The 20,886-nt window shown below is 68.6% G+C and carries 17 protein-coding genes; 9 read left to right on the top strand and 8 right to left on the bottom strand.

The features are described 5' to 3' along the window. Nucleotide 1: 1 nt before the first annotated feature. Both RALTA_RS02635 and RALTA_RS02630 read left to right on the top strand, forming a co-directional pair. Entirely contained in the window at nt 2–3,301 is a 3,300-nt protein-coding gene (locus RALTA_RS02635) for an efflux RND transporter permease subunit (RefSeq protein WP_012351864.1), read from the top strand. Between the two features lie 17 nt (nt 3,302–3,318). Beyond that, nucleotides 3,319–4,836, top strand: a complete 1,518-nt coding sequence (locus tag RALTA_RS02630) for an efflux transporter outer membrane subunit (RefSeq protein ID WP_041232056.1) — start codon at nt 3,319–3,321, stop codon at nt 4,834–4,836. Here RALTA_RS02630 and RALTA_RS02625 read toward each other — a convergent pair. Then, nucleotides 4,833–5,735 (bottom strand): LysR family transcriptional regulator, encoded by a 903-nt coding sequence (locus tag RALTA_RS02625; RefSeq protein WP_012351862.1) that lies wholly within the window; start codon nt 5,733–5,735, stop codon nt 4,833–4,835. The two genes, RALTA_RS02630 and RALTA_RS02625, sit on opposite strands and share 4 nt — an antisense overlap. A gap of 108 nt (nt 5,736–5,843) precedes the next feature. Between RALTA_RS02625 and RALTA_RS02620 the strand changes: the two genes are divergently transcribed. The 7 genes from RALTA_RS02620 (at nt 5,844) to RALTA_RS02590 (ending at nt 12,648) form a co-directional block, all read left to right on the top strand. Beyond that, a complete protein-coding gene (locus tag RALTA_RS02620; RefSeq protein WP_012351861.1) occupies nt 5,844–6,308 on the top strand; it encodes a PACE efflux transporter in 465 nt (154 codons plus the stop codon). Nucleotides 6,309–6,590: 282 nt separating this feature from the next. Further along, nucleotides 6,591–7,844: a flavin-dependent oxidoreductase gene (locus RALTA_RS02615; RefSeq protein ID WP_012351860.1), complete on the top strand. Its 1,254-nt coding sequence runs from the start codon at nt 6,591–6,593 to the stop codon at nt 7,842–7,844. Nucleotides 7,845–7,887: 43 nt separating this feature from the next. Continuing rightward, on the top strand, nt 7,888–9,039 hold the full coding sequence (locus RALTA_RS02610) for an ABC transporter substrate-binding protein (RefSeq protein WP_012351859.1): 1,152 nt from the start codon (nt 7,888–7,890) through the stop codon (nt 9,037–9,039). Next, entirely contained in the window at nt 9,036–9,623 is a 588-nt protein-coding gene (locus tag RALTA_RS02605) for a MarR family winged helix-turn-helix transcriptional regulator (protein WP_012351858.1), read from the top strand. The genes RALTA_RS02610 and RALTA_RS02605 overlap by 4 nt, the downstream gene beginning before the upstream one ends. 51 nt (nt 9,624–9,674) lie before the next feature. After that, nucleotides 9,675–11,276, top strand: coding sequence for a D-alanyl-D-alanine carboxypeptidase/D-alanyl-D-alanine endopeptidase (dacB, locus tag RALTA_RS02600; protein ID WP_012351857.1), 1,602 nt, complete (start codon nt 9,675–9,677; stop codon nt 11,274–11,276). A 188-nt stretch (nt 11,277–11,464) separates the two neighbouring features. Further along, on the top strand, nt 11,465–12,313 hold the full coding sequence (locus tag RALTA_RS02595) for an AzlC family ABC transporter permease (RefSeq protein ID WP_012351856.1): 849 nt from the start codon (nt 11,465–11,467) through the stop codon (nt 12,311–12,313). Continuing rightward, a complete protein-coding gene (locus RALTA_RS02590; protein ID WP_012351855.1) occupies nt 12,310–12,648 on the top strand; it encodes an AzlD domain-containing protein in 339 nt (112 codons plus the stop codon). Before RALTA_RS02595 ends, RALTA_RS02590 begins: the two co-directional genes overlap by 4 nt. A gap of 166 nt (nt 12,649–12,814) precedes the next feature. Here RALTA_RS02590 and RALTA_RS02585 read toward each other — a convergent pair whose 3' ends face one another. The 7 genes from RALTA_RS02585 to RALTA_RS02555 all read right to left on the bottom strand — a co-directional run bounded on the left by RALTA_RS02585 (nt 12,815) and on the right by RALTA_RS02555 (nt 20,645). After that, nucleotides 12,815–13,804, bottom strand: coding sequence for an L-threonylcarbamoyladenylate synthase (locus tag RALTA_RS02585; protein WP_012351854.1), 990 nt, complete (start codon nt 13,802–13,804; stop codon nt 12,815–12,817). 13 nt (nt 13,805–13,817) lie between these two features. Then, nucleotides 13,818–15,062, bottom strand: a complete 1,245-nt coding sequence (locus tag RALTA_RS02580; protein ID WP_012351853.1) for a 5-(carboxyamino)imidazole ribonucleotide synthase — start codon at nt 15,060–15,062, stop codon at nt 13,818–13,820. Between the two features lie 52 nt (nt 15,063–15,114). Further along, nucleotides 15,115–15,612, bottom strand: a complete 498-nt coding sequence (purE, locus tag RALTA_RS02575) for a 5-(carboxyamino)imidazole ribonucleotide mutase (RefSeq protein ID WP_012351852.1) — start codon at nt 15,610–15,612, stop codon at nt 15,115–15,117. A gap of 119 nt (nt 15,613–15,731) precedes the next feature. Continuing rightward, nucleotides 15,732–16,640, bottom strand: a complete 909-nt coding sequence (locus tag RALTA_RS02570) for a phosphoribosylaminoimidazolesuccinocarboxamide synthase (RefSeq protein ID WP_012351851.1) — start codon at nt 16,638–16,640, stop codon at nt 15,732–15,734. A 163-nt stretch (nt 16,641–16,803) separates the two neighbouring features. Further along, nucleotides 16,804–17,868, bottom strand: a complete 1,065-nt coding sequence (gene fba, locus RALTA_RS02565; protein WP_012351850.1) for a class II fructose-bisphosphate aldolase — start codon at nt 17,866–17,868, stop codon at nt 16,804–16,806. 50 nt (nt 17,869–17,918) lie between these two features. Next, nucleotides 17,919–19,355, bottom strand: coding sequence for a pyruvate kinase (gene pyk / locus RALTA_RS02560; protein WP_012351849.1), 1,437 nt, complete (start codon nt 19,353–19,355; stop codon nt 17,919–17,921). A gap of 93 nt (nt 19,356–19,448) precedes the next feature. Then, entirely contained in the window at nt 19,449–20,645 is a 1,197-nt protein-coding gene (locus RALTA_RS02555; RefSeq protein ID WP_012351848.1) for a phosphoglycerate kinase, read from the bottom strand. Between the last annotated feature and the right edge of the window lie 241 nt (nt 20,646–20,886).

The following is a 20,886-nucleotide window of genomic DNA, read 5'->3' as shown; positions in this document are numbered from 1 at the left end:
GATGAATCTCTCGGCTGCCTTTATCCACCGCCCGGTCGCGACCGCGCTGCTCACGCTGGGCATCCTGCTGGCGGGGCTGGCGGCGCTGCGGCTGCTGCCGGTATCGCCATTGCCGCAGGTGGACTTCCCGACCATCTCGGTGTCGGCGTCGCTGCCGGGCGCCAGCCCGGAAACGATGGCCGCCACCGTCGCCACGCCGCTGGAGCGCGCGCTCGGCACCATCGCGGGCGTGACCGAGATTACCTCGAGCAGCTCGCTGGGCTCGACCCGTGTGACGCTGCAGTTCGACCTGTCGCGCGATATCGACGGCGCCGCGCGCGACGTGCAGGCGGCCATCAACGCCTCGCGCGCGACGCTGCCGACCAGCCTGCCCAACAACCCGACCTACCGCAAGGTCAACCCGGCCGACGCGCCGATCATGATCATCGCGCTGACCTCGCCGACCATGACGCGCGGGCAGCTGTACGACGCGGCCTCGACCATCCTGGCGCAGAAGCTGTCGCAGGTCGAAGGCGTGGGCCAGGTCACCATCGGCGGCGCCTCGCTGCCGGCGGTGCGGGTCGAGCTGAATCCGACCGCGCTGAACAACTACGGCATCTCGCTCGAGGACGTGCGCAACACCATCAGCGCGACCAATGCCAACCGGCCGCTGGGCACGCTGGAAAACGCCAGCAACAACTGGCAGGTCTACGCCAACGACCAGGCGATGAAGGCGGAAGACTACATGCCGCTGATCATCCGCTACGCCACGCCGGGCACCTACTCGTCGGCGTCGGCGGGCGCGCTGATCGCCAGCACCGCCAACGCGACCGCCAGTGGCGGCGTCAGCACCAAGGTCGTCAACGGCGTCACCGTGACCACGCTCACCACCAGCAGCGGCACCACCACCATCACCAGCGGCGCCACCGGCGGCACCAGCGCCACCAGCGGCCCAAACTCGTTCGCGGTGCCGGTGCGGCTGCGCGACGTCGCCAACGTGGTCGATTCGGTGCAGGACATCCGCAACGCGGGCTCGGCCAACGGCAAGCCGTCGGTGCTGCTGGTGCTGAACCGCTCGCCCGGCGCCAACATCATCGAGACCGTCGACCGCGTCAACGAGATGCTGCCAAACCTGCAGAAGATGATCCCGGCGGCGATCTCGATGGACGTGATGATGGACCGCACGCCCACCATCCGCGCCTCGCTGCGCGAGGTCGAGCACACGCTGATGATCTCGGTGGCGCTGGTGATCATGGTGGTGTTCGTGTTCCTGCGCAACGTGCGCGCCACCCTGATTCCCAGCGTGGCGGTGCCGGTATCGCTGATCGGCACGTTCTCGGTGATGTACCTGGCCGGGTTCTCGCTGAACAACCTGTCGCTGATGGCGCTGACCATCGCCACCGGCTTCGTCGTCGACGATGCCATCGTGGTGCTCGAGAACATCTCGCGCCATATCGAGGAAGGCATGAAGCCGCTGGCGGCGGCGCTGCGCGGCGCGCGCGAGGTCGGCTTCACGGTGCTGTCGATGAGCCTGTCGCTGATCGCGGTGTTTATCCCGCTGCTGATGATGGGTGGGATCGTCGGCCGCCTGTTCCAGGAATTCGCGATCACGCTGTCCGTGGCGATCCTGGTGTCGCTGGTGGTCTCGCTGACCACCACGCCGATGATGTGCGCGCGCATGTTGCGGCCGGTGGAACCGGAAAAGCAGGGACGCTTCTTCCGCGCCACCGAGCGCATGTTCCAGTGGCTGCATGACGGCTATGCACGTTCGCTGTCGACCGCACTGCGGCTGAGCCCGCTGGTGTGGCTGGTGCTGATCGCCACCATCGCGCTCAACGTCTACCTGTATGTGATCGTGCCCAAGGGCTTTTTCCCGCAGCAGGACACGGGCCGGCTGATCGGCTTTATTCGCGCCGACCAGGCCACCTCGTTCCAGGCCATGCGCGGCAAGCTCGACAACTTCATCAAGATCGTCCAGTCCGACCCGGCGGTGGTCAACGTGACGGGTTTTACCGGCGGCTCGCAGCGCAATACCGGGCAGATGTTCGTCACGCTCAAGCCGCTGTCGGAGCGCAAGGAATCGGCCGACGCCATCATCGCGCGCCTGCGCGGCAAGCTGGCCAAGGAGCCCGGCGCCAGCCTGTTCCTGCAATCGGTGCAGGACATCCGCGTGGGCGGGCGCCAGAGCAGCTCGCAGTACCAGTTCACGCTGCAGTCCGACGACCTGGAGGTACTGCGCGCGTGGGAGCCCAAGGTGCGCGCGGCGCTGTCCAACCTGAAGGGGCTGGAGGATATCGACACCGACACCAACGACAAGGGGCTGCAGACCTCGGTCATCATCGACCGCGACGCGGCCTCGCGGCTGGGCGTGACCGCGCAGCAGGTCGATGCGGTGCTGAACGATGCCTTCGGCCAGCGGCTGGTGTCGACCATCTACCATCCGCTGAACCAGTACCGCGTGGTGATGGAACTGAGCCAGGAATACCTGCAGGGCCCCGATGCGCTCAAGGACATCTATGTCGTCACCGGCAACGGCAACCGCGTGCCCTTGGCGGCGTTCGCGCGCGTGACGCCGAGCAGCACGCCGCTGGGCGTGAACCACCAGGGCCAGTTCGCGGCCTCGACGATCTCGTTCAACCTGGCCGAAGGGACCTCGTTGTCGCAGGCGACCGACGCCATCAACCGCGAGATGGCGCGCATCGGCGCGCCGGAAACGCTGCGCGCCAACTTCCAGGGCGGCGCCAAGGCGTTCCAGGACTCGCTCAAGAGCCAGCCGGCCCTGATCCTGGCGGCGCTGATCACGATCTATATCGTGCTGGGCGTGCTGTATGAAAGCTATGTCCACCCGCTCACCATCCTGTCGACGCTGCCGTCGGCCGGCGTGGGCGCGCTGCTGGCGCTGCTGGCCTCGAAGACCGACTTCAGCATCATCGCGCTGATCGGCGTGATCCTGCTGATCGGCATCGTCAAGAAGAACGCGATCATGATGATCGACTTCGCCATCGACGCCGAGCGGCGCGAGGGGCTGTCGCCGCGCGACGCCATCTACCGCGCCTGCCTGCTGCGCTTCCGCCCGATCCTGATGACCACCATGGCGGCGCTGCTGGGCGCCGTGCCGCTGGCGCTGGGCCGCGGCGACGGCGCCGAGCTGCGCGCGCCGCTGGGCATTTCCATCGTCGGCGGGCTGGTGGTGAGCCAGTTGCTGACGCTGTACACCACGCCGGTGGTCTACCTGACGCTGGACCGCTGGCGCCTGAAGGTCAGGGCCTGGCGCCAGCGCCGCCGTGGTACCGGCACGCCTGACCAGCCGGCCGCCGTCTAGATTTGCGAAGACTCGACATGAATGCTTTTACCCGTTTCCTGACCCCTGCCCTGCCGCTGCCGCTCGCATGCGCGCTGCTGCTGGCCGGCTGCGCTGTCGGCCCCGACTACCAGCGTCCCGACGCGCCGATGTCGGCAGAGTTCAAGGAAGCCTCGGCCGATACTGCCACCCCGGCCTGGACCGGCGACTGGAAGCCGGCCGAACCGCAGGATGCGCTGGCGCGCGCCGACTGGTGGACCGTGTTCGGCGACGCGCAGCTCGATGCGCTGATGGCCGAGGTGCAGATCTCGAACCAGAACATCAAGGCCGCCGAGGCCCAGTACCGCCAGGCGCTGGCATCGCTGCAGGCGGCGCGCGCGGGTTTCTTCCCGCTGGTCGATGCGCAGGCCGGCGCCTCGCGCGCGCGCGGTGCCAGCGGCAACACCCTCAACGGGCAGAACGCCACGCTGGGCGCGACCTGGGAACTCGACGTCTGGGGCCGCGTGCGGCGCCAGGTGGAAAGCAGCGAGGCCAGCGCACAGGCGAGCGAGGCCGACCTTGCTTCAACGCTGCTGTCGACGCAGGCCACGCTGGCGCAAAGCTACTTCCTGCTGCGCGTGGCCGATGCGCAGAAGGCGCTGCTGGACCGCACCGTGGCCGACTACCAGAAGTCGCTGCAGCTGGTGCAGAACCAGTACGCGGCGGGCACCGCGCAGCGCTCCGACGTGCTGCAGTCCGAGACCCAGCTCAAGAGCGCGCAGGCGCAGCAGATCGACATCCAGATCACCCGCGCGCAGCTGGAGCATGCCATCGCCGTGCTGGTGGGCAAGCCGCCCGCGGCGCTGTCGCTGGCCGCGGGCGAGTTCCGCGCCGCGCCACCGCGCGTGCCGGCCGCGGTGCCGTCGCAACTGCTCGAGCGCCGCCCCGACATCGGCGCGGCCGAGCGGCGCATGGCGTCGGCCAATGCGCAGATCGGCGTGGCGCAGGCGGCCTACTATCCGACCCTGTCGCTGTCGGCCAGCGGCGGGCTGACCGCCAGCACGCTGGCGCGCTGGATGTCGCTGCCGGACCGGATCTGGTCGATCGGCGGCGGCCTGGCCGGCACGCTGTTCGACGGCGGCGCGCGCCGCGCGGCCAAGGCGCAGGCAGTGGCGGCCTACGACCAGACCGTCGCCAACTACCGCCAGACCGTGCTGGGCGCGTTCCAGGAAGTCGAGGACAACCTTGCCGCGCAGCGTCTGCTGGAACAGGAGGCGGTGGTGCAGAACGACGCGCTGCGCTCGGCGCGCGAGGCGCTGGCACTGGTGAACAACCGCTACCGCGCCGGCACCGCCGGCCTGCTCGACGTGCTGACGGCGCAGACCAGCGCCTACACTGCCGAGCGCACCGCGCTGTCGATCACCGGGCGCCAGTACACCGCTGCCGTGGTGCTGATCAAGGCGCTGGGCGGCGGCTGGCACGCGCAGCCGGCAGGTGCTGGCGGTAGCGCCAGTGACAGCGGCAATGACAGCGACAGCGGACAAGCCGCCGCGCCCGCCACCATCGGGCAGCGCTAGCCGCCGCGCTGCGGCGCGCTCGGCAGCGGCTGCGCGCAGATGCGCTCGCGCAGCCAGGTGGCGGCCTTGCCCAGCGGCCGCTGCTTGTGCCACACCAGTTCCATCGCCACCGGCCAGTCCTGCTGCTGGAACGCCAGCGGCGGCGACACCAGCTGCGCCGCGGCCGGCGAATTGGCCACCACGTGCCACGGCACGAAGGCCCAGCCCAGCCCGCGCTTGACCAGCTCGACGATCACCCACTGGCTTTCCACCCACCACACGTCGGCGGCCACGCGCAGGCGCATCTTTTCCTCGCTGTCGGTGCGGGTCGCGACCATCAGCTGGCGGTAGCGCTTGAGCTCTTCCCAGTCCACCCGCTGCGACGCCAGCGGATGGTCGGGCGCGCACAGGATCTGCATCGGCATCCAGCCGAGCGCATGGAAGCCCAGTTCCGGCGGCAGCACTTCCTGGCGCCACATGATGCCGAGGTCGGCGCCGCCCTCCAGCACCAGCCGGCTGACATCCTCCATCAGCGGGAACAGCAGTTCCAGCTCGACCGCCGGGAAGCGCCCGGAAAACTCCACCAGCAGCGCGCCCAGCGTCTCTTCCGGATAGAGCTCGTCGACCGCCAGCACCAGCCGCGTCTCCACGCCCTCGCCCAGGCTCTTGGCCACGCCGCGGAAATGCTCGCAGCGCTCCAGGATCACGCGCGCCTCGGCCAGCAGCCGTTCGCCGGCCGGGGTCAGCACCGGGTAGCGGCCGGTGCGGTCGAACAGCGCGTTGCCGGCATCGATCTCGAGGTTGGACACCGCCGCGCTGACCACCGACTGGGCCTTGCCCAGCCGGCGCGCGGCGGCCGAGAACGAGCCGGTGTCGGCCGCGGCGACAAAGGCCTGCAATTGCTCCAGCGAGAGACTCATACGCAACCCCACCCCTTCATCTATCTGTTATGCCGATAGTATCCAACTTGGCAATCCCTGCCGAGCAGATAGACTAGGCCCCATCGTCTTTGCCCGCAAGGAGAAATCATGCGCAATACCAGGGACCGGATTCGCCATGCCGTTGGCTTCGAGGTGGTCGGCCTGCTGATTTTCGCCCCGCTGGCGAGCTGGGCCTTCGGCTATGAACTGCACCAGATGGGACTGATCGGCGCGGTCGCCTCGCTGGTCGCCACCGGCTGGAACTACCTGTACAACGTGCTGTTCGACAAGGGCATGCTGCGTTTCACCGGCCAGCTGCGCAAATCGGTGCCGGTGCGCGTGCTGCACGCCGTGCTGTTCGAACTGGGCCTGCTGGTGGTGTTCCTGCCGTCACTGGCGTGGTACCTCGGCATCAGCCTGATCGATGCGCTCATCATGGACATCGCCGTGGCCGGCTTCTACATGGTCTATGCGCTGGTGTACAACTGGCTGTACGACATCGTGTTCCCGGTGCCGTCGCTCAAGGCAAAGTCCGCGGCCCCGGCTAATCCGGAAAACGCCGCGCTGGGCTGAGCGCGGGGTTTTCACGACCCTGACACGTCGTTCCCGCGAAGGCGGGAACCCAGTGACTTCATCCCCGAAGGGGACTTGAAAGGCGCTGGATTCCCGCCTTCGCGGGAATGACGGTAGTGATTGGCACGCTACCTGTACTTCCTATCAAACCCGCTCCCCGCGGGTTTTTCCTTATCTGCAGGGGATTCGGTCGAATTGTTATACTCAATAACAAATTCAATTCGACCGGATGCAAAGCGCCCGCGCTTGCGTACCGGCGCGACCTGCCCGCGGGGAGACACCATGAAGATCGCAATCGCCGGCGGCGGCATCGGCGGGCTGACGCTGGCGCTGCTGTGCCACCGCCACGGCATCGAGGCCGAAGTCTGGGAAGCCAGCGAATCGCTGCGCCCGCTCGGCGTCGGCATCAACCTGCTGCCGCACGCCGTGCGCGTGCTGTCCGAGCTGGGCCTGCGCGATGCGCTCGCCGCCATCGCCGTCGAGACCTCGTCGCTGTCGTACTACAACAAGCTGGGCCAGCGCATCTGGCATGAGCCGCGCGGTCTTGCCGCCGGCTATGACTGGCCGCAGTTTTCGATCCATCGCGGCGAGTTCCAGATGCTGCTGCACCGCACCGTGGTCGAGCGCCTGGGGGCCGGCGCGGTTCATACCGGCCACAGCTTTGATACCGTGCTGGACACCGGCGCGCATGGCCAGGCGCGCTTCATGCTGCGCCGCCGCGCCGACAACGCCGCGGTCGAGTCCAGCGCCGACGTGCTGGTCGGCGCCGACGGCATCCATTCGGCGGTGCGCCGCCATTTCTATCCCGCCGGCGACCTGCCGCGCTTTTCGCGCCGGCTGCTGTGGCGCGCGGTTACCGAGGCGCCACCCTACCTGGACGGTCGCTCGATGTTCATGGCCGGGCACCAGGACCAGAAGTTCGTCGCCTACCCCATCTCCGAACCGCTGCGCCGCCAGGGGCGCGCGCTGGTCAACTGGATTGCCGAGTTGCGCGTGCCCGACAGCGTGCCCGACACCCCGCCGCGCAGCGACTGGAACAAGCAGGTCGACAAAGCGGTGTTCCGCGCGCGCTTTGCCGGCTGGCAGTGGGACTGGATCGACATCCCCGCGCTGATCGACGGCGCCGGCGCCATCTACGAGTTTCCGATGGTCGACAAGGACCCGCTGCCGCGCTGGACTTTCGATCGCGTCACGCTGCTGGGCGACGCCGCCCACCCGATGTACCCGATCGGCTCGAACGGCAGCGCCCAGGCCATCCTCGACGCGCGCTACCTGGTCGACAGCCTGCTCGGCACCCGCGACACCGGCTACGCCCTGCGCGAATACGAGGCAGAACGCCTGCCGCGCACCGCCGGCATTGTGCTGCGCAACCGCATGAACGGGCCGGAGCAGGTGATGCAGCTGGCTGAAGAGCGCGCGCCGCAGGGATTCAGCGATATCGACCAGGTGATCCCGCGCGCCGAGCTCGAAGCGATTTCGCTGCGGTACAAGCAGCTGGCGGGCTTCGACCGGCAGTCGATGCAGGGCAAGGCGTAAGCCTGAAAACACATCAATTCACTCAGCGTCGAGGAGAACAACCATGACGTCCCAGACCGCTGCCAGGCTCGCCCGCCTCGCACTCGGCATCGCCGTAGCCTTCACCGCCACCACCGCCCTGGCCGACATCACCGTCGGCGTCAGCCTGTCCACCACCGGCCCGTCCGCTTCGCTGGGCATTCCGCAGAAGAACTCGCTGGCCTACCTGCCGCAACGGATCGGCGGCGAGCCGGTGCGCTACATCGTGCTGGACGATGCCTCCGACCCGACGCAGGGCGCCAAGGCGGCGCGCCGCTTCGTCGCCGAGGACAAGGTCGACATCATCCTGGGCTCGTCCGCGGTGGCGCCGTCGATCGCCATTGCCGAGGTGGCCGACGAAGCCCAGACCGTGCAGCTGGCGTTTTCGCCGATCGAGCTCAAGCCCGGGCGTGGCGCATGGACCTTCCGCCTGGCCCAGCCGGTGCGGCTGATGGCCAATGCCGTGGCCGCCACCGCCAAGACCCACGGCGTCAAGACCATGGGCTTTATCGGCTTTGCCGACGCCTACGGCGAGACCTGGCTGAAGGACTTCACCGCCGCCGCCACCGCCAACGGCATCCGCCTGATCGCCACCGAGCGCTACGGCCGCGCCGACACCAGCGTGACCGCGCAGGTGCTCAAGCTGATCGCCGCCAGGCCCGATGCCATCCTGATCGCCGGCGCCGGCACCGGCGCCGCGCTGCCGCACACCACGCTGCGCGAGCGCGGCTACGGCGGCACCCTGTACCAGACCCACGGCGCGGCCACCCGGGACCTGATCCGCATCGGCGGGCGCCTGGTCAACGGCGCGATCCTGCCCGCCGGCCCGGTCATCGTGCCGGAGCAGCTGCCCGCGGGCGACCCGGTGCGCAAGCCCGCCCTGGACTACGTCACCCGCTATGAGAAGCAGTACGGCGCCGAGACCCGCACGCAGTTCGGCGCCCATGCCTACGATGCCGGGCTGGTGCTGGAGCGCATCGTGCCGGTGGCGCTGAAGCAGGCCCGTCCCGGCACGCCGGCCTTCCGCCAGGCGCTGCGCCACGCGCTGGAGACCGAGCGCGACATCGTGGTCTCGCACGGGGTGCTGAACTTCAGTGCGCAAGACCACTATGGCTTTGACCAGCGGGGACGGGTTATGGTGACAATTGAGAACGGCAACTGGAAACTGCTCAAATGATTCCCGACGCATCCGGCACACCGCCCGCCACCCCCGCGCGGCGGGCCCGCACCGCCGCAGCCCCCGCGCGGCGCAGGACGCGCGATGCGCTGGCGCCCGACCCGGCCGCCGGTGATGGTGCCGATGGCGGCTTCGACCCGCATGTGCCGAACATCGACTACGGCGTGCTCGACGACCTGGTCGGCTATGCCATCCGCCGCGCGCAGATCCGCATCTACGAAGACTTCGTGCAGTCGCTGGCGCAGTGGCAGATCACGCCGCCGCGCTTCTCGGCACTGGTAATCATCTCGCGCAACCCGCACCTGAAGCTGACCGAGCTGGCGCAGATCCTGGGCATCGCGCGCTCGGGCGCGGTGCTGCTGGTGGACGCGCTCGAAGCCATGAAGCTGGTGGCGCGGCGCCCCGCGGCTGGCGACCGGCGCGCCTACAGCCTGGTGCTGACGCCGGCCGGGCGCCGCACGCTCGAAGCGGCCACGCAGGCGGTGGTGGCGCACGACGCCCACGTCAGTTCGGCGCTGAGCGAAGCCGAGCAGGCCACGCTGAAAGCCCTGCTGGCACGGCTGGCCCCGCCGCGCGCCGGCTGAACCGCGGCGCCAGCGTCACTGTCAGCCGCTTGCGGGCGGCCATGCGTTAACATGGCCGCCATGCCCAAGACCCTCGCCGCGCCCACCGCAGCGCGACCCGGCGCCCTGCTGCGCCGCCTGTCGCCGCTGCTCTCGCCCCTCCTTGCCGCCGTGCTGCTGGCCGGCGGTCCGGCACTGACACCGGCCTACGCCAAGCCGCCTGCCAAGACCGCCAAAGCGGTCAAGGCGGCCAAGCCCGCAAAAGCGCAGAAGGTCGCGGCCGATCCGGCGCTGCTCAACGCCGGCGTGCCCGCGCCGGTGGCCGCGGCGCTGCGCCGCGCCGGCGTGCCGGCCGCGGCCGCCAGCTTCTACGTGGTGCGGCTGGGCGACAGCAGCGCGCGGGCGAGCTGGAACGCGCAGCAGCCGATGAACCCGGCGTCGACCATGAAGCTGGTCACCACCTTCGCCGGCCTGCAGCTGCTGGGGCCCGACTACCGCTGGCAGACCTCGCTCTACGCCGACGCGCAGCCCGGCTTCGACGGCACCGTCAACGGCAACGTGTACCTGCGCGGCCACGGCGATCCCAAGCTGGTGCCCGAGGAAATGGCCAAGCTGGTGGCGCGGGCGCGCGCTGCCGGGGCGACCACCATCAACGGCGACCTGGTGCTGGACCGCAGCTACTTTGCCGATGGCCTGGACAGCAACGGCACCATCGACGGCGAGGTGCAGCGCGCCTACAACGTCGGCCCCGATGCGCTGCTCTACGCCTTCAAGACGCTGTCATTCACGCTGACGCCCGACCCGGCCACGCAGACCGTGGCCGTCAGCGTCACGCCGGAGCTGGCGCAGCTGAAGCTGGACAACCGGCTCACGCTCACCAACGGCCGCTGCGGCGACTGGCAGAGCAGCGCCAGCCCGACCGTGCTGCCGCAGGCCGACGGCACCGTGCTGGCCTCGTTCTCGGGCGACTATGCCAGCGACTGCGGCGAGCACGTGCTCAATATCGCCACGCTGTCGCATGCGGAATTCACCTGGGGCGGCTTTGTCGCCGAATGGCAGCGCGCCGGCGGGCGCTTTGCCCGCCTGCCCGCGCTGCGCAGCGGCAAGGTGCCGCGCGGCGCGGTGCTTCTGGCGCGCCACTACGGCCTGCCGCTGGCCGACATCGTGCGCGACATCAACAAGTTCTCGAACAACGTGATGGCGCGGCAGCTGTTCCTGACGCTCGGCGCCGAGATGGACCGCGGCGGGCCTGCCAGCACCGGGCGCTCGATCCGCGTGGTGCAGCGCTGGCTGGCGCGGCAGGGGCTGGACATGCCGGGGCTGGTGCTGGACAACGGCTCGGGCCTGTCGCGCGCGGAACGCATCAGCGCCTATGACATGGCGCGGCTGCTGCAGCAGGCCGCGGCCAGCCCGGTGGGGCCGGTGTTGATCGACTCGCTGCCGGTGCTGGGCGTCGACGGCACGCTGCGCAACCGCCTGACCCGCGCCAGTGCGGCCGGCAGCGGCTACCTGAAGACCGGCACGCTGGCCGATGTGCGCGCGCTGGCCGGCTACGTGGATGCCGCCGAAGGCGGCCGCTACGTGGTGGTGAGCATGATCAACCATGCCAACGCCGCGCAGGCGCAGGAGGCGCACGACGCGCTGCTGCAGTGGGTGTACCGCGGGGCGCATTGACACCCCGCCGGACCGGCTACGGCGCGGCGCCGTGGCCTGCCGCCAACGCCGCGACGGCATTTTGTTAAGCACTCGCTTACCAGTCCGCCATCCCACCCTATAATGCCAGGGTGCCAGCCGCGTCCTGCGGCGGCAGCCTTCCGGGCCGGCCTGCGGCCCCGGGCCGCATCGCCCCCGCTTCCTCTGACATGACTTCCCGACAACCCCCGGTGTGGTTGCGCCTCTGGCATCGCTTCGCACCCGCCGAACGCGCCGGCTTTCTCGACGGCGCGCGCCGCTTTGCCCCGTCCCTGCCCGCGGTATTTTCCTGGGGTCTGGTCACCGGCGTGGCCATGAGCAAATCCGTGCTGACCGTGCCAGAAGCCATCGGCATGTCCCTGCTGGTCTACGCCGGCTCGGCGCAGCTGGCGGTGCTGCCGCTGTTCGCCGCGGGGCTGCCGCTGTGGACCATCTGGCTGACCGCGGCCATGGTCAACCTGCGCTTCGTCATCTTCAGCGCCGGCATGCAGCCGCATTTCAGCTACCTGACGCTGGCGCGTCGCACGGTGCTGGGCTTCTTCAACGGCGACCTGCATTTCGTCTATTTCCTGCAGAAGTACAGCACGCCCGGCTATGAGCCCGGCAAGGAAGGCTACTTCTGGGGCATGGCGCTGACCAACTTCTGCATGTGGCAAGTGTCGTCGATCATCGGCATCGTGCTGGCCAGCCTGTTCCCGGACAGCTGGGGCCTGGGGCTGGCGGGCACCATGGCGCTGATCCCGGTGATGATCGCCACCATCAATTCGCGCTCGACGCTGATGGCAGTGGTGATTTCCGCGGTGCTGGCGCTACTGTGCTTCGACTTGCCGTACCGGCTGGGGCTGGTGGTGGCGGTGGTCGGTGCCATCGCTGCCGGCATGGCCAGCGACGAACTGGCCGCGCGAGCCGCGCTGCGCGGCATCCAGCGGCGCCGGCAGGCACCGCTGGCCAAGCCCGCTTCAAAGCCCGCTTCCAAGCCGGCACCTGAGCCGGCGGACGTACCCGGAGACCGCGCATGAGCCATACCGAAGTCTGGATCGCGCTGGTCGGCATGGCGGTCGTCACCGTGATTACGCGCGCGCTGTTCCTGATGGCCGGCGAGCACATCACCGTGCCGGACCGCATCCAGCGCGCGCTGCGCTATGCGCCGGCAGCGGCGCTGGCCGCCATCATCCTGCCGGACCTGATGACCTGGCAGGGGCATTTCACCGTGGCGTTTTCGAACTACAAGCTGATGGCGGGCGTGGCCGCGACGGTGTTCTACCTGGTGACCAGGAAGATGGTGGGGATGATTGTGGTGGGGATGGCGGTGTATACGGCGTTGCGGTTGTTGGGGGGGGTAATGTTGACGTAGGCGTGCTTGGCACACGCCGGCCCTCTCCCCCGGCCCTCTCCCGCAGGCAGGAGAGGGAGCAAAACGCGGGTATGCGAGAGCGTTGGAGCTGCCGACATCCCTCGCAAGGTGGGGGAAAGGGCCAAAGCTTCAACGAAGTAATCCCCCACGCAAACCATCGTCCCGCCTACCCCCCAAACGCCGCTGCCGCCCGCTCCAGCCGGTCCCTTACCCCGGCCCAGTCCTGCCCTTCGGGCAATACCTCGAACACCAGCTGCGTATACCCCTGCCGATCCAGCTTGCGCAGCAGCCGGTACAACTCCTGCGCATACGCAGCAGCATCCCCCGGCGCCTGCACCCAGGTGCAGCGCTGGTCCGCCAGCGGCGCGCGGCCGACCCATGCCACGCGGGCATCCGCCGGCAGCGCTTCCAGGCGCGCGGCGGCAGCCTGCGCATCGGCCAGCAGCAGCGGCGTGTGCGGGGCGTAGTGGGCCTTCAGCGTGCCCGACGCGCGCGGTGCGGCGGCATCCGGCGGCAGCGGGGCTTCGCCCAGCACCTGCGCGAGCATCCCCACCGTGACCGCACCCGGGCGCAGCAGCACCGGGCCGATGCCCTGGTCCAGCCGCGACAGGTCGACGATGGTCGATTCGATGCCGACCTCGACGCCATCGCCCTCCAGCACATAGACCGCGTCGCCGAATTCCTCGCGCACATGCTGCGCCGTGGTCGGGCTGACCTGGCCGAACTTGTTCGCCGAAGGCGCGGCAATGCCGCCGCGGCCGCGCTTGAAGCGCGACAGCAGCGCCTGCGCCACCGGATGCGACGGGCACCGCAGGCCGATGCTGTCCTGCCCGCCCGCCACCGCAGCATCGATATGCGCGGCGCGCTTCAGGATCAGCGTCAGCGGGCCGGGCCAGAAGGCGTCGATCAGCTGCTGCGCGGCCGCGGGGACGTCGTCGGTCCAGTAGCCGATATCCGCGCCATCGACCACGTGCACGATCACCGGGTGGTTCGACGGCCTGCCCTTGAGCGCGAAGATGCGGCCGACCGCCGCCGGGTTTTCGGCATCGGCGCCGAGGCCATAGACGGTCTCAGTCGGAAAGGCGACCAGTTGCCCGGCCTCGAGCAGGCGGACGGCTTCATCGAGTTCAGCAGCCGTGGGCGTGCGCGGCGACATCGTGTTCCTTGCGTCAGAGCGGGATATGCAGTGCCTGCGCGGCTGCGGTAAAGGCAGCATCGGCGGCTTCGGCATGCTCGCCGATGCAGTTGACGTGCCCCATCTTGCGCGACGGGCGCGCATCGCTCTTGCCGTACAGGTGCAGCTTGGCGCCGGGTTGCGCCACCACCTCATCCCACGCGGGCGTGCGCTCCAGCCCGAACTCGAACCACACGTCGCCCAGCAGGTTCAGCATCTTGCCGGCCGAATGCTGGCGCGTGCTGCCCAGCGGCAGCCGCGCCATGGCGCGCACCTGCTGCTCGAACTGGCTGGTCTCGCAGGCGTCCATGGTGATATGGCCGGAATTGTGCGGGCGCGGCGCCATTTCGTTGGCGACCAGCGAACCGTCGGTCAGCACGAAGAACTCGATGCACAGCACGCCGACATAGCCCATCTCGGTGGCAATCGCGGCGGCGGCGGCGCGGGCGCGCTCGGCGATTTCGGGCGAGACGCTGGTCGACGGCATCTCGGTCGAGAACAGGATGCCGTCGCGGTGCACGTTCTCGGCCAGCGGCCAGGTCGCGGTGGCGCCGTCCGCGCCGCGCGCGGCCAGTACCGACACCTCGTACGCCAGCGGCAGCATCTGCTCCAGCACGCATGGGACGTGCTGCATCGCTTTCCACGCGGCGCGCACGTCGTCGCGCGTCTTCACGCGCGCCTGGCCCTTGCCGTCATAGCCCATGCGCGCCGTCTTGAGGATGCCGGGCAGCACGTGGTCGGGCAGCTGGTCGACATCCGCATCGTGCTGGATCACCCAGTGCGGCGCGGTTGGCACGCCGGTGCGCTCGGCGCACGCGGCGAAGAATTTCTTCTCGCCGATGCGGTTCTGCGCGATCGACACGCAATAACCGCGCGGGGCAACGAACGCGCCCAGCTGCTCCAGCCGGTCCAGCGACAGCGACGGCACGTTCTCGAACTCGGTGCTCACCGCCTGGCACAGCTTGCCCATCTCGGCCAGCGCGGCCTCATCGGTGTACGCCGCGCAGATGTGCTTGTCGGCCACCACGCCCGCCGGGCTGTCCTGGTCGGGGTCGAGCACGCACACGCGATAGCCCATCGCCTGCGCCGCATGCGTGAACATGCGGCCGAGCTGGCCGCCGCCCAGCATGCCCAGCCACGCGCCCGGCAGGATGGGCGCGTCGGGACGGTCGACGCCGAACTCGGCGCGCGATTCCGGCGTGTGGGCTTCGGAGAGGTAGGGATGGATATCGGTAGGCATTGCTCGGTTCCGCGTTGAGGTTCGGAAGGTCCGGAGAATTACAGCGCCAGCATTACAGCGGCAAGGTCATGGCGCGCGCGGCTTCGGTCTGCTTCGCGCGGAACGCTTCCAGCGCGGCGGCCAGCGCGTCGTCGGTCGTCGCCAGCGTGGCGATGGCATGCAGCGCGGCATTGGCGGCGCCCGCCTCGCCGATGGCGAAGGTGGCGACCGGCACGCCCTTGGGCATCTGCACGATCGACAGCAGCGAGTCCTCGCCGCGCAGGTACTTCGACGGCACCGGCACGCCGAACACCGGCACGATGGTCTTGGCTGCGATCATGCCGGGCAGGTGCGCGGCACCGCCGGCGCCGGCGATGATGGCGCGGATGCCGCGGCCGCGCGCGCTCTCGGCATAGCGGAACATGTCGTCGGCCATGCGGTGTGCGGACACCACCTGGGCCTCGAACGGCACGCCGAAGTCCTTCAGCATCGCCACGGCGTGCTGCATCACGTCCCAGTCGGAGCTGCTGCCCATTACGACGCCGACGAGCGGCTTGTCTTGCTTGCTCACTTTCTTCGTTCCTTTGATTGTCGTTCCCGCGAAGGCGGGAACCCAGTGACTTTGCCTTCGGCTTCAACGCGGCGCAAAAGACGCTGGATTCCCACCTTCGCGGGAATGACAGGAGAGTCTTACTTCAATTCCTCGCCCGTCAGGCGCGTCAGCGCCTCACGGTACTTCGCCGCGGTCTTCTCGATCACGTCGTCCGGCAGCTTGGGCGCCGGCGCGGTCTTGGGCCAGGGCTTGCCGTCGATGCGCACGGCCTCCAGCCAGTCGCGCACGAACTGCTTGTCGAACGACGGCGGGTTGGTGCCCACCTGGTACGAATCGGCCGGCCAGAAGCGCGACGAGTCGGCGGTCAGCACTTCGTCCATCAGCGTCAGCACGCCGTTGTCGTCCAGGCCGAACTCGAACTTGGTATCGGCGATGATGATGCCGCGCGTGGCGGCGAACTCGGCCGCTTCCTTGTACAGGCGGATCGAGATCTCGCGCATCTGGCGCGCCAGCGCGATGCCGATGCGGGCCTCGACCTCGGCGAACGAGATGTTCTCGTCGTGCTCGCCCATCTCGGCCTTGGCCGCCGGCGTGAAGATCGGCTCGGGCAGCTTCTGCGCGTTCTGCAGGCCCGGCGGCAGCTCGATGCCGCACACCTTGCCGGTGGCCTGGTAGTCCTTCCAGCCGCTGCCGGCGAGGTAGCCGCGCACCACAGCCTCGACCAGGATCGGCTTCAGGCGCTTGACCACCACGGCGCGGCCCCTGACCTGCTCCACTTCATCCGCGGCCACCACGGTCTCGGGCGCGATGCCGGTCTCGTGGTTCGGCACGATGTGCGCCAGCTTGCGGAACCAGAAGTTGGCCATCTGGTTCAGCACGCGGCCCTTGTCGGGGATCGGCTCGCCCATGATGACGTCGAACGCCGACAGGCGGTCGGTGGTGACGATCAGCAGCTTGTCGTTGCCGACGGCGTAGTTGTCGCGCACCTTGCCGTGGCCGAGCAGCGGCAGCGAGTTGATGGAGGACTGGTAGAGAGCGTTGGTCATGATGGTTCCGATCGAGCGGAGGTAAAGCACAGCGTCCGCAAAAAACACTGACGCTCAAAAATGCGTCGTCCCCGCGGAGGCGGGGACCCAGTGACTTTTGCCTTTGGTCAGCGCCGCGTTAAAGACGCCGGGTTCCCGCCTGCGCGGGAACGACGATTAAAACTTACTGCACGACCTGCGCCAGCTTGCCCGACTTGTACTGCTGCGCGATCTCGCTCAGCGCCACCGGCTTGATCTTGCTGGCCTGGCCTTCGCAGCCGAACGCGAGGTAGCGTGCCTTGCACACCTGCTTGGCGGCTTCGCGGGCCGGCTTCAGGTATTCGCGCGGGTCGAACTTGCTCGGGTTCTCGACGAAGAAGCGGCGGATCGCGCCGGTCATGGCCAGGCGGATGTCGGTGTCGATGTTGATCTTGCGCACGCCGTACTTGATCGCTTCCTGGATTTCCTCGACCGGCACGCCGTAGGTTTCCTTCATGTCGCCGCCGAACTTGCGGATCTCTTCCAGCAGTTCCTGCGGCACCGACGAGGAGCCGTGCATCACCAGGTGGGTGTTGGGGATGCGCGCGTGGATTTCCTTGATGCGGTTGATCGCCAGGATGTCGCCGGTCGGCTTGCGGGTGAACTTGTAGGCGCCGTGCGAGGTGCCGATGGCGATGGCCAGCGCGTCGAGCTGGGTGGCCTTGACGAAGTCGGCGGCCTGCTCGGGATCGGTCAGCAGCATGGAGTGGTCCAGCTTGCCTTCGGCGCCGATGCCGTCTTCCTCGCCGGCTTCACCGGTTTCGAGCGAGCCCAGGCAGCCCAGTTCGCCTTCGACGGTCACGCCGATGGCGTGCGACAGCTGCACCACCTTGCGGGTCACGTCGACGTTGTATTCGTAGTCGGCCGGGGTCTTGCCGTCTTCGCGCAGCGAGCCGTCCATCATCACCGACGAGAAGCCCAGGTCAATGGCCGCCTGGCAGATCGCCGGCGACTGGCCGTGGTCCTGGTGCATCACCACCGGGATGTGGGGATAGGCTTCGACCGCGGCCTCGATCAGGTGGCGCAGGAAGTGCTCGCCGGCATATTTGCGGGCGCCGGCCGAGGCTTGCATGATCACCGGAGCGTTGACCTCGTCGGCCGCCTGCATGATGGCCTGCACTTGCTCGAGGTTGTTCACGTTGAAGGCCGGCAGGCCGTAGCTGTTCTCGGCTGCGTGGTCCAGCAGCTGGCGCATCGAAACGAGTGGCATGTCTAACTCCTAAATGAAAATGGGATGTCTCGGTATTCTTCTGTCGGCGCTCAATGCCCCACCCTGACGATCTTCAGGGTGTTGGTACCGCCCGGCTGCCCCATCGGCTCGCCGATGGTCAGCACGATGAAATCGCCCCGCTGCACCACGCCCTGCGCCAGCAGCAGCTCCTCGGCCTGCTCCAGCGCGGTATCGCGGTCGGTGCTGGACTGCAACGGCAGCGGCACCACATTGCGGTACAGCTGCATCTTGCGCTGCGACGCCAGGTTGGGCGTCATCGCGTAAATCGGTACATGGATGCGGTGCCGGCTCATCCACAGCGCGGTCGCGCCCGAATCGGTCAGCGCCGCGATCGCCTTCACCTGCAAATGATAGGCGGTGAACAGCGCGCCCATCGCCACCGACTGGTCGATGCGCGAGAAGGTCTGGTTCAGGAAATCGGTGTCGAGCTGCACCACCTCGGATTTCTCGGCCTCGATGCAGACCGCGGCCATGGCCTCGACGGTTTCCACCGGGTAGCGGCCCGCGGCGGTCTCGGCCGACAGCATCACGGCATCGGTGCCGTCCAGCACGGCGTTGGCCACGTCCGAGACCTCGGCGCGCGTCGGCACCGGGTTGACGATCATGCTTTCCATCATCTGGGTGGCGGTGATGGTCAGCTTGTTGGCCTCGCGCGCCAGCTTGATCATGCGCTTCTGCAGCGCGGGCACGGCGGCATTGCCGACCTCCACGGCCAGGTCGCCGCGCGCCACCATGATGCCGTCGGAGGCCTGCAGGATTTCTTCGAGCACGCCCGGATGGATCGCCTCGGCGCGCTCGATCTTGGCGATCATGCGGGCCCGGTGGCCGTGCGGCTGGCCGGCCACGGCGGCCAGCTGGCGCGCCATTTCCATGTCGGTGGCGTTCTTGGGGAAGCTCACCGCGAGGTAGTCCGCGCCCAGCGCCATGGCGGTCTTGATGTCCTCCATGTCCTTGGCGGTCAGCGCCGGCGCCGACAGCCCGCCGCCCTGGCGGTTGATGCCCTTGTTGTTGGACAGCTCGCCGCCCACGCGCACGGTGGTGAAGATCTCGTTGCCCAGCACGCGGTCGACCACCAGCACGATCAGGCCATCGTTGAGCAGCAGCAGGTCGCCCGGGCCCACGTCGCGCGGCAGGTCCTGGTAGTCCAGGCCGGCGCGCTCCTCGTTGCCCAGCTTGCAATTGGAATCGAGGATAAAGGGCTCGCCCGCCTTGAGCAGGATCTTGCCGTGCTCGAACTTGCCGACGCGGATCTTGGGACCCTGCAGGTCGGCCATGATGGCGACTTCGCGCCCGCATGCCTGCGCCGCCTCGCGCACCAGCCGGGCGCGGTCGAGATGGTCCTGGGCGGTGCCGTGCGAAAAGTTCAGCCGCACCACGTCGACCCCTGCCGCGATCATGCGCGTCAGGATCTCCAGCGAGCTGGAGGCGGGGCCGATGGTGGCGACGATCTTGGTGGAGCGGGTCATGCGGGGGTTTCCTGGTTTCAGCGCTCGATGGCCCGACGGCCGGTGTTGCGCGACCGGCGGGCCGACGGCTCCGCCAGGCGCGGGGCGAATGCGTCAGCCTGCGGCGCGCTGCTCCAGCACTTCGAAGGCGGGCAGCGTCTTGCCTTCCAGGAACTCCAGGAACGCGCCGCCGCCGGTGGAGATATAGCCCACGCGGTCGGCGATGCCGTACTTGGCGATGGCCGCCAGCGTGTCGCCGCCGCCGGCGATCGAGAACGCCTTCGACTCGGCGATGGCTTCGGCCAGCACCCTGGTGCCGTTGCCGAACTGGTCGAACTCGAACACGCCCACCGGGCCGTTCCAGACGATGGTGCCGGCGGCCTTCAGTTGATCGGCCAGCAGCGCGGCGGTCTTCGGGCCGATGTCGAGGATCATGTCGTCGTCGGCCACGTCCTTGACGTCCTTGACCGTAGCGGTGGCGGTGGCGCTGAATTCCTTGGCGCAGACCACATCCACGGGGATGGGCACCGAGGCGCCGCGCTCGGCCATGATGTCGATGATGGCCTTGGCATCGCCGACCAGGTCGGCCTCGGCCAGCGACTTGCCGATCTTCAGGCCGGCGGCCAGCATGAAGGTGTTGGCGATGCCGCCGCCGACGATCAGGTTGTCGACCTTGTCGGCCAGCGACTTCAGGATGGTCAGCTTGGTCGAGACCTTGGAGCCGGCCACGATGGCCACCAGCGGACGCGCCGGCTGGCCCAGCGCCTTGCCCAGCGCGTCGATCTCGGCCGCCAGCAGCGGGCCGGCGCAGGCGATCGGCGCGTATTTTGCGATGCCGTGGGTGGTGGCTTCGGCGCGGTGTGCGGTGCCGAAGGCATCGTTCACATAGACGTCACAGAGCTTGGCCATCTTCTGCGCCAGCTCGTCGCTGTTCTTCTTTTCGCCCTTGTTGACGCGGCAGTTTTCCAGCAGCACCACCTGGCCCGGCGCCACTTCGACGCCGTCGACCCAGTTCTGGACCAGCTTGACCGGCTTGCCGAGCAGTTCGGACAGGCGCGCGGCAATCGGCGCCAGCGAGTCTTCGGGCTTGAACTCGCCCTCGGTCGGGCGGCCCAGGTGGGACGTGACCATCACCGCAGCACCGGCGGCCAGGCAGGCCTCGATGGCGGGCACCGAGGCGCGGATGCGGGTGTCTTCGGTGATGTTGCCGGCGTCATCCTGCGGCACGTTCAGGTCGGCACGGATGAACACCCGCTTGCCGGAGAGTTTGCCTTGGGAAATCAGATCGGAAAGACGCAGGACAGAGGTCATGACGGTGGATGGCGCGAGATTTCGCTACGGACTCGGGGAAACCGGCATTTTACCTGAACGCGATCGGGCCTTTGCCGAATCCGGACCGGCGCCGGCCATGATGCGGCCCGCAAGGCACAAACCAGCCCGCCGGCCAGTGCCAACGCGGCCCCGCCTGCCTCGACTCCCCACCAAAGAAGGGGCGCTGGCGTTTTCCGCGAGACCCCCAAGTGCGGTAATGTACGCAACGTCTGCTACAACA

The sequence above is a fragment of the Cupriavidus taiwanensis LMG 19424 genome (genome assembly GCF_000069785.1).
GTDB lineage: Bacteria > Pseudomonadota > Gammaproteobacteria > Burkholderiales > Burkholderiaceae > Cupriavidus > Cupriavidus taiwanensis.
This window is presented reverse-complemented; position numbering and strand designations above follow the sequence as displayed.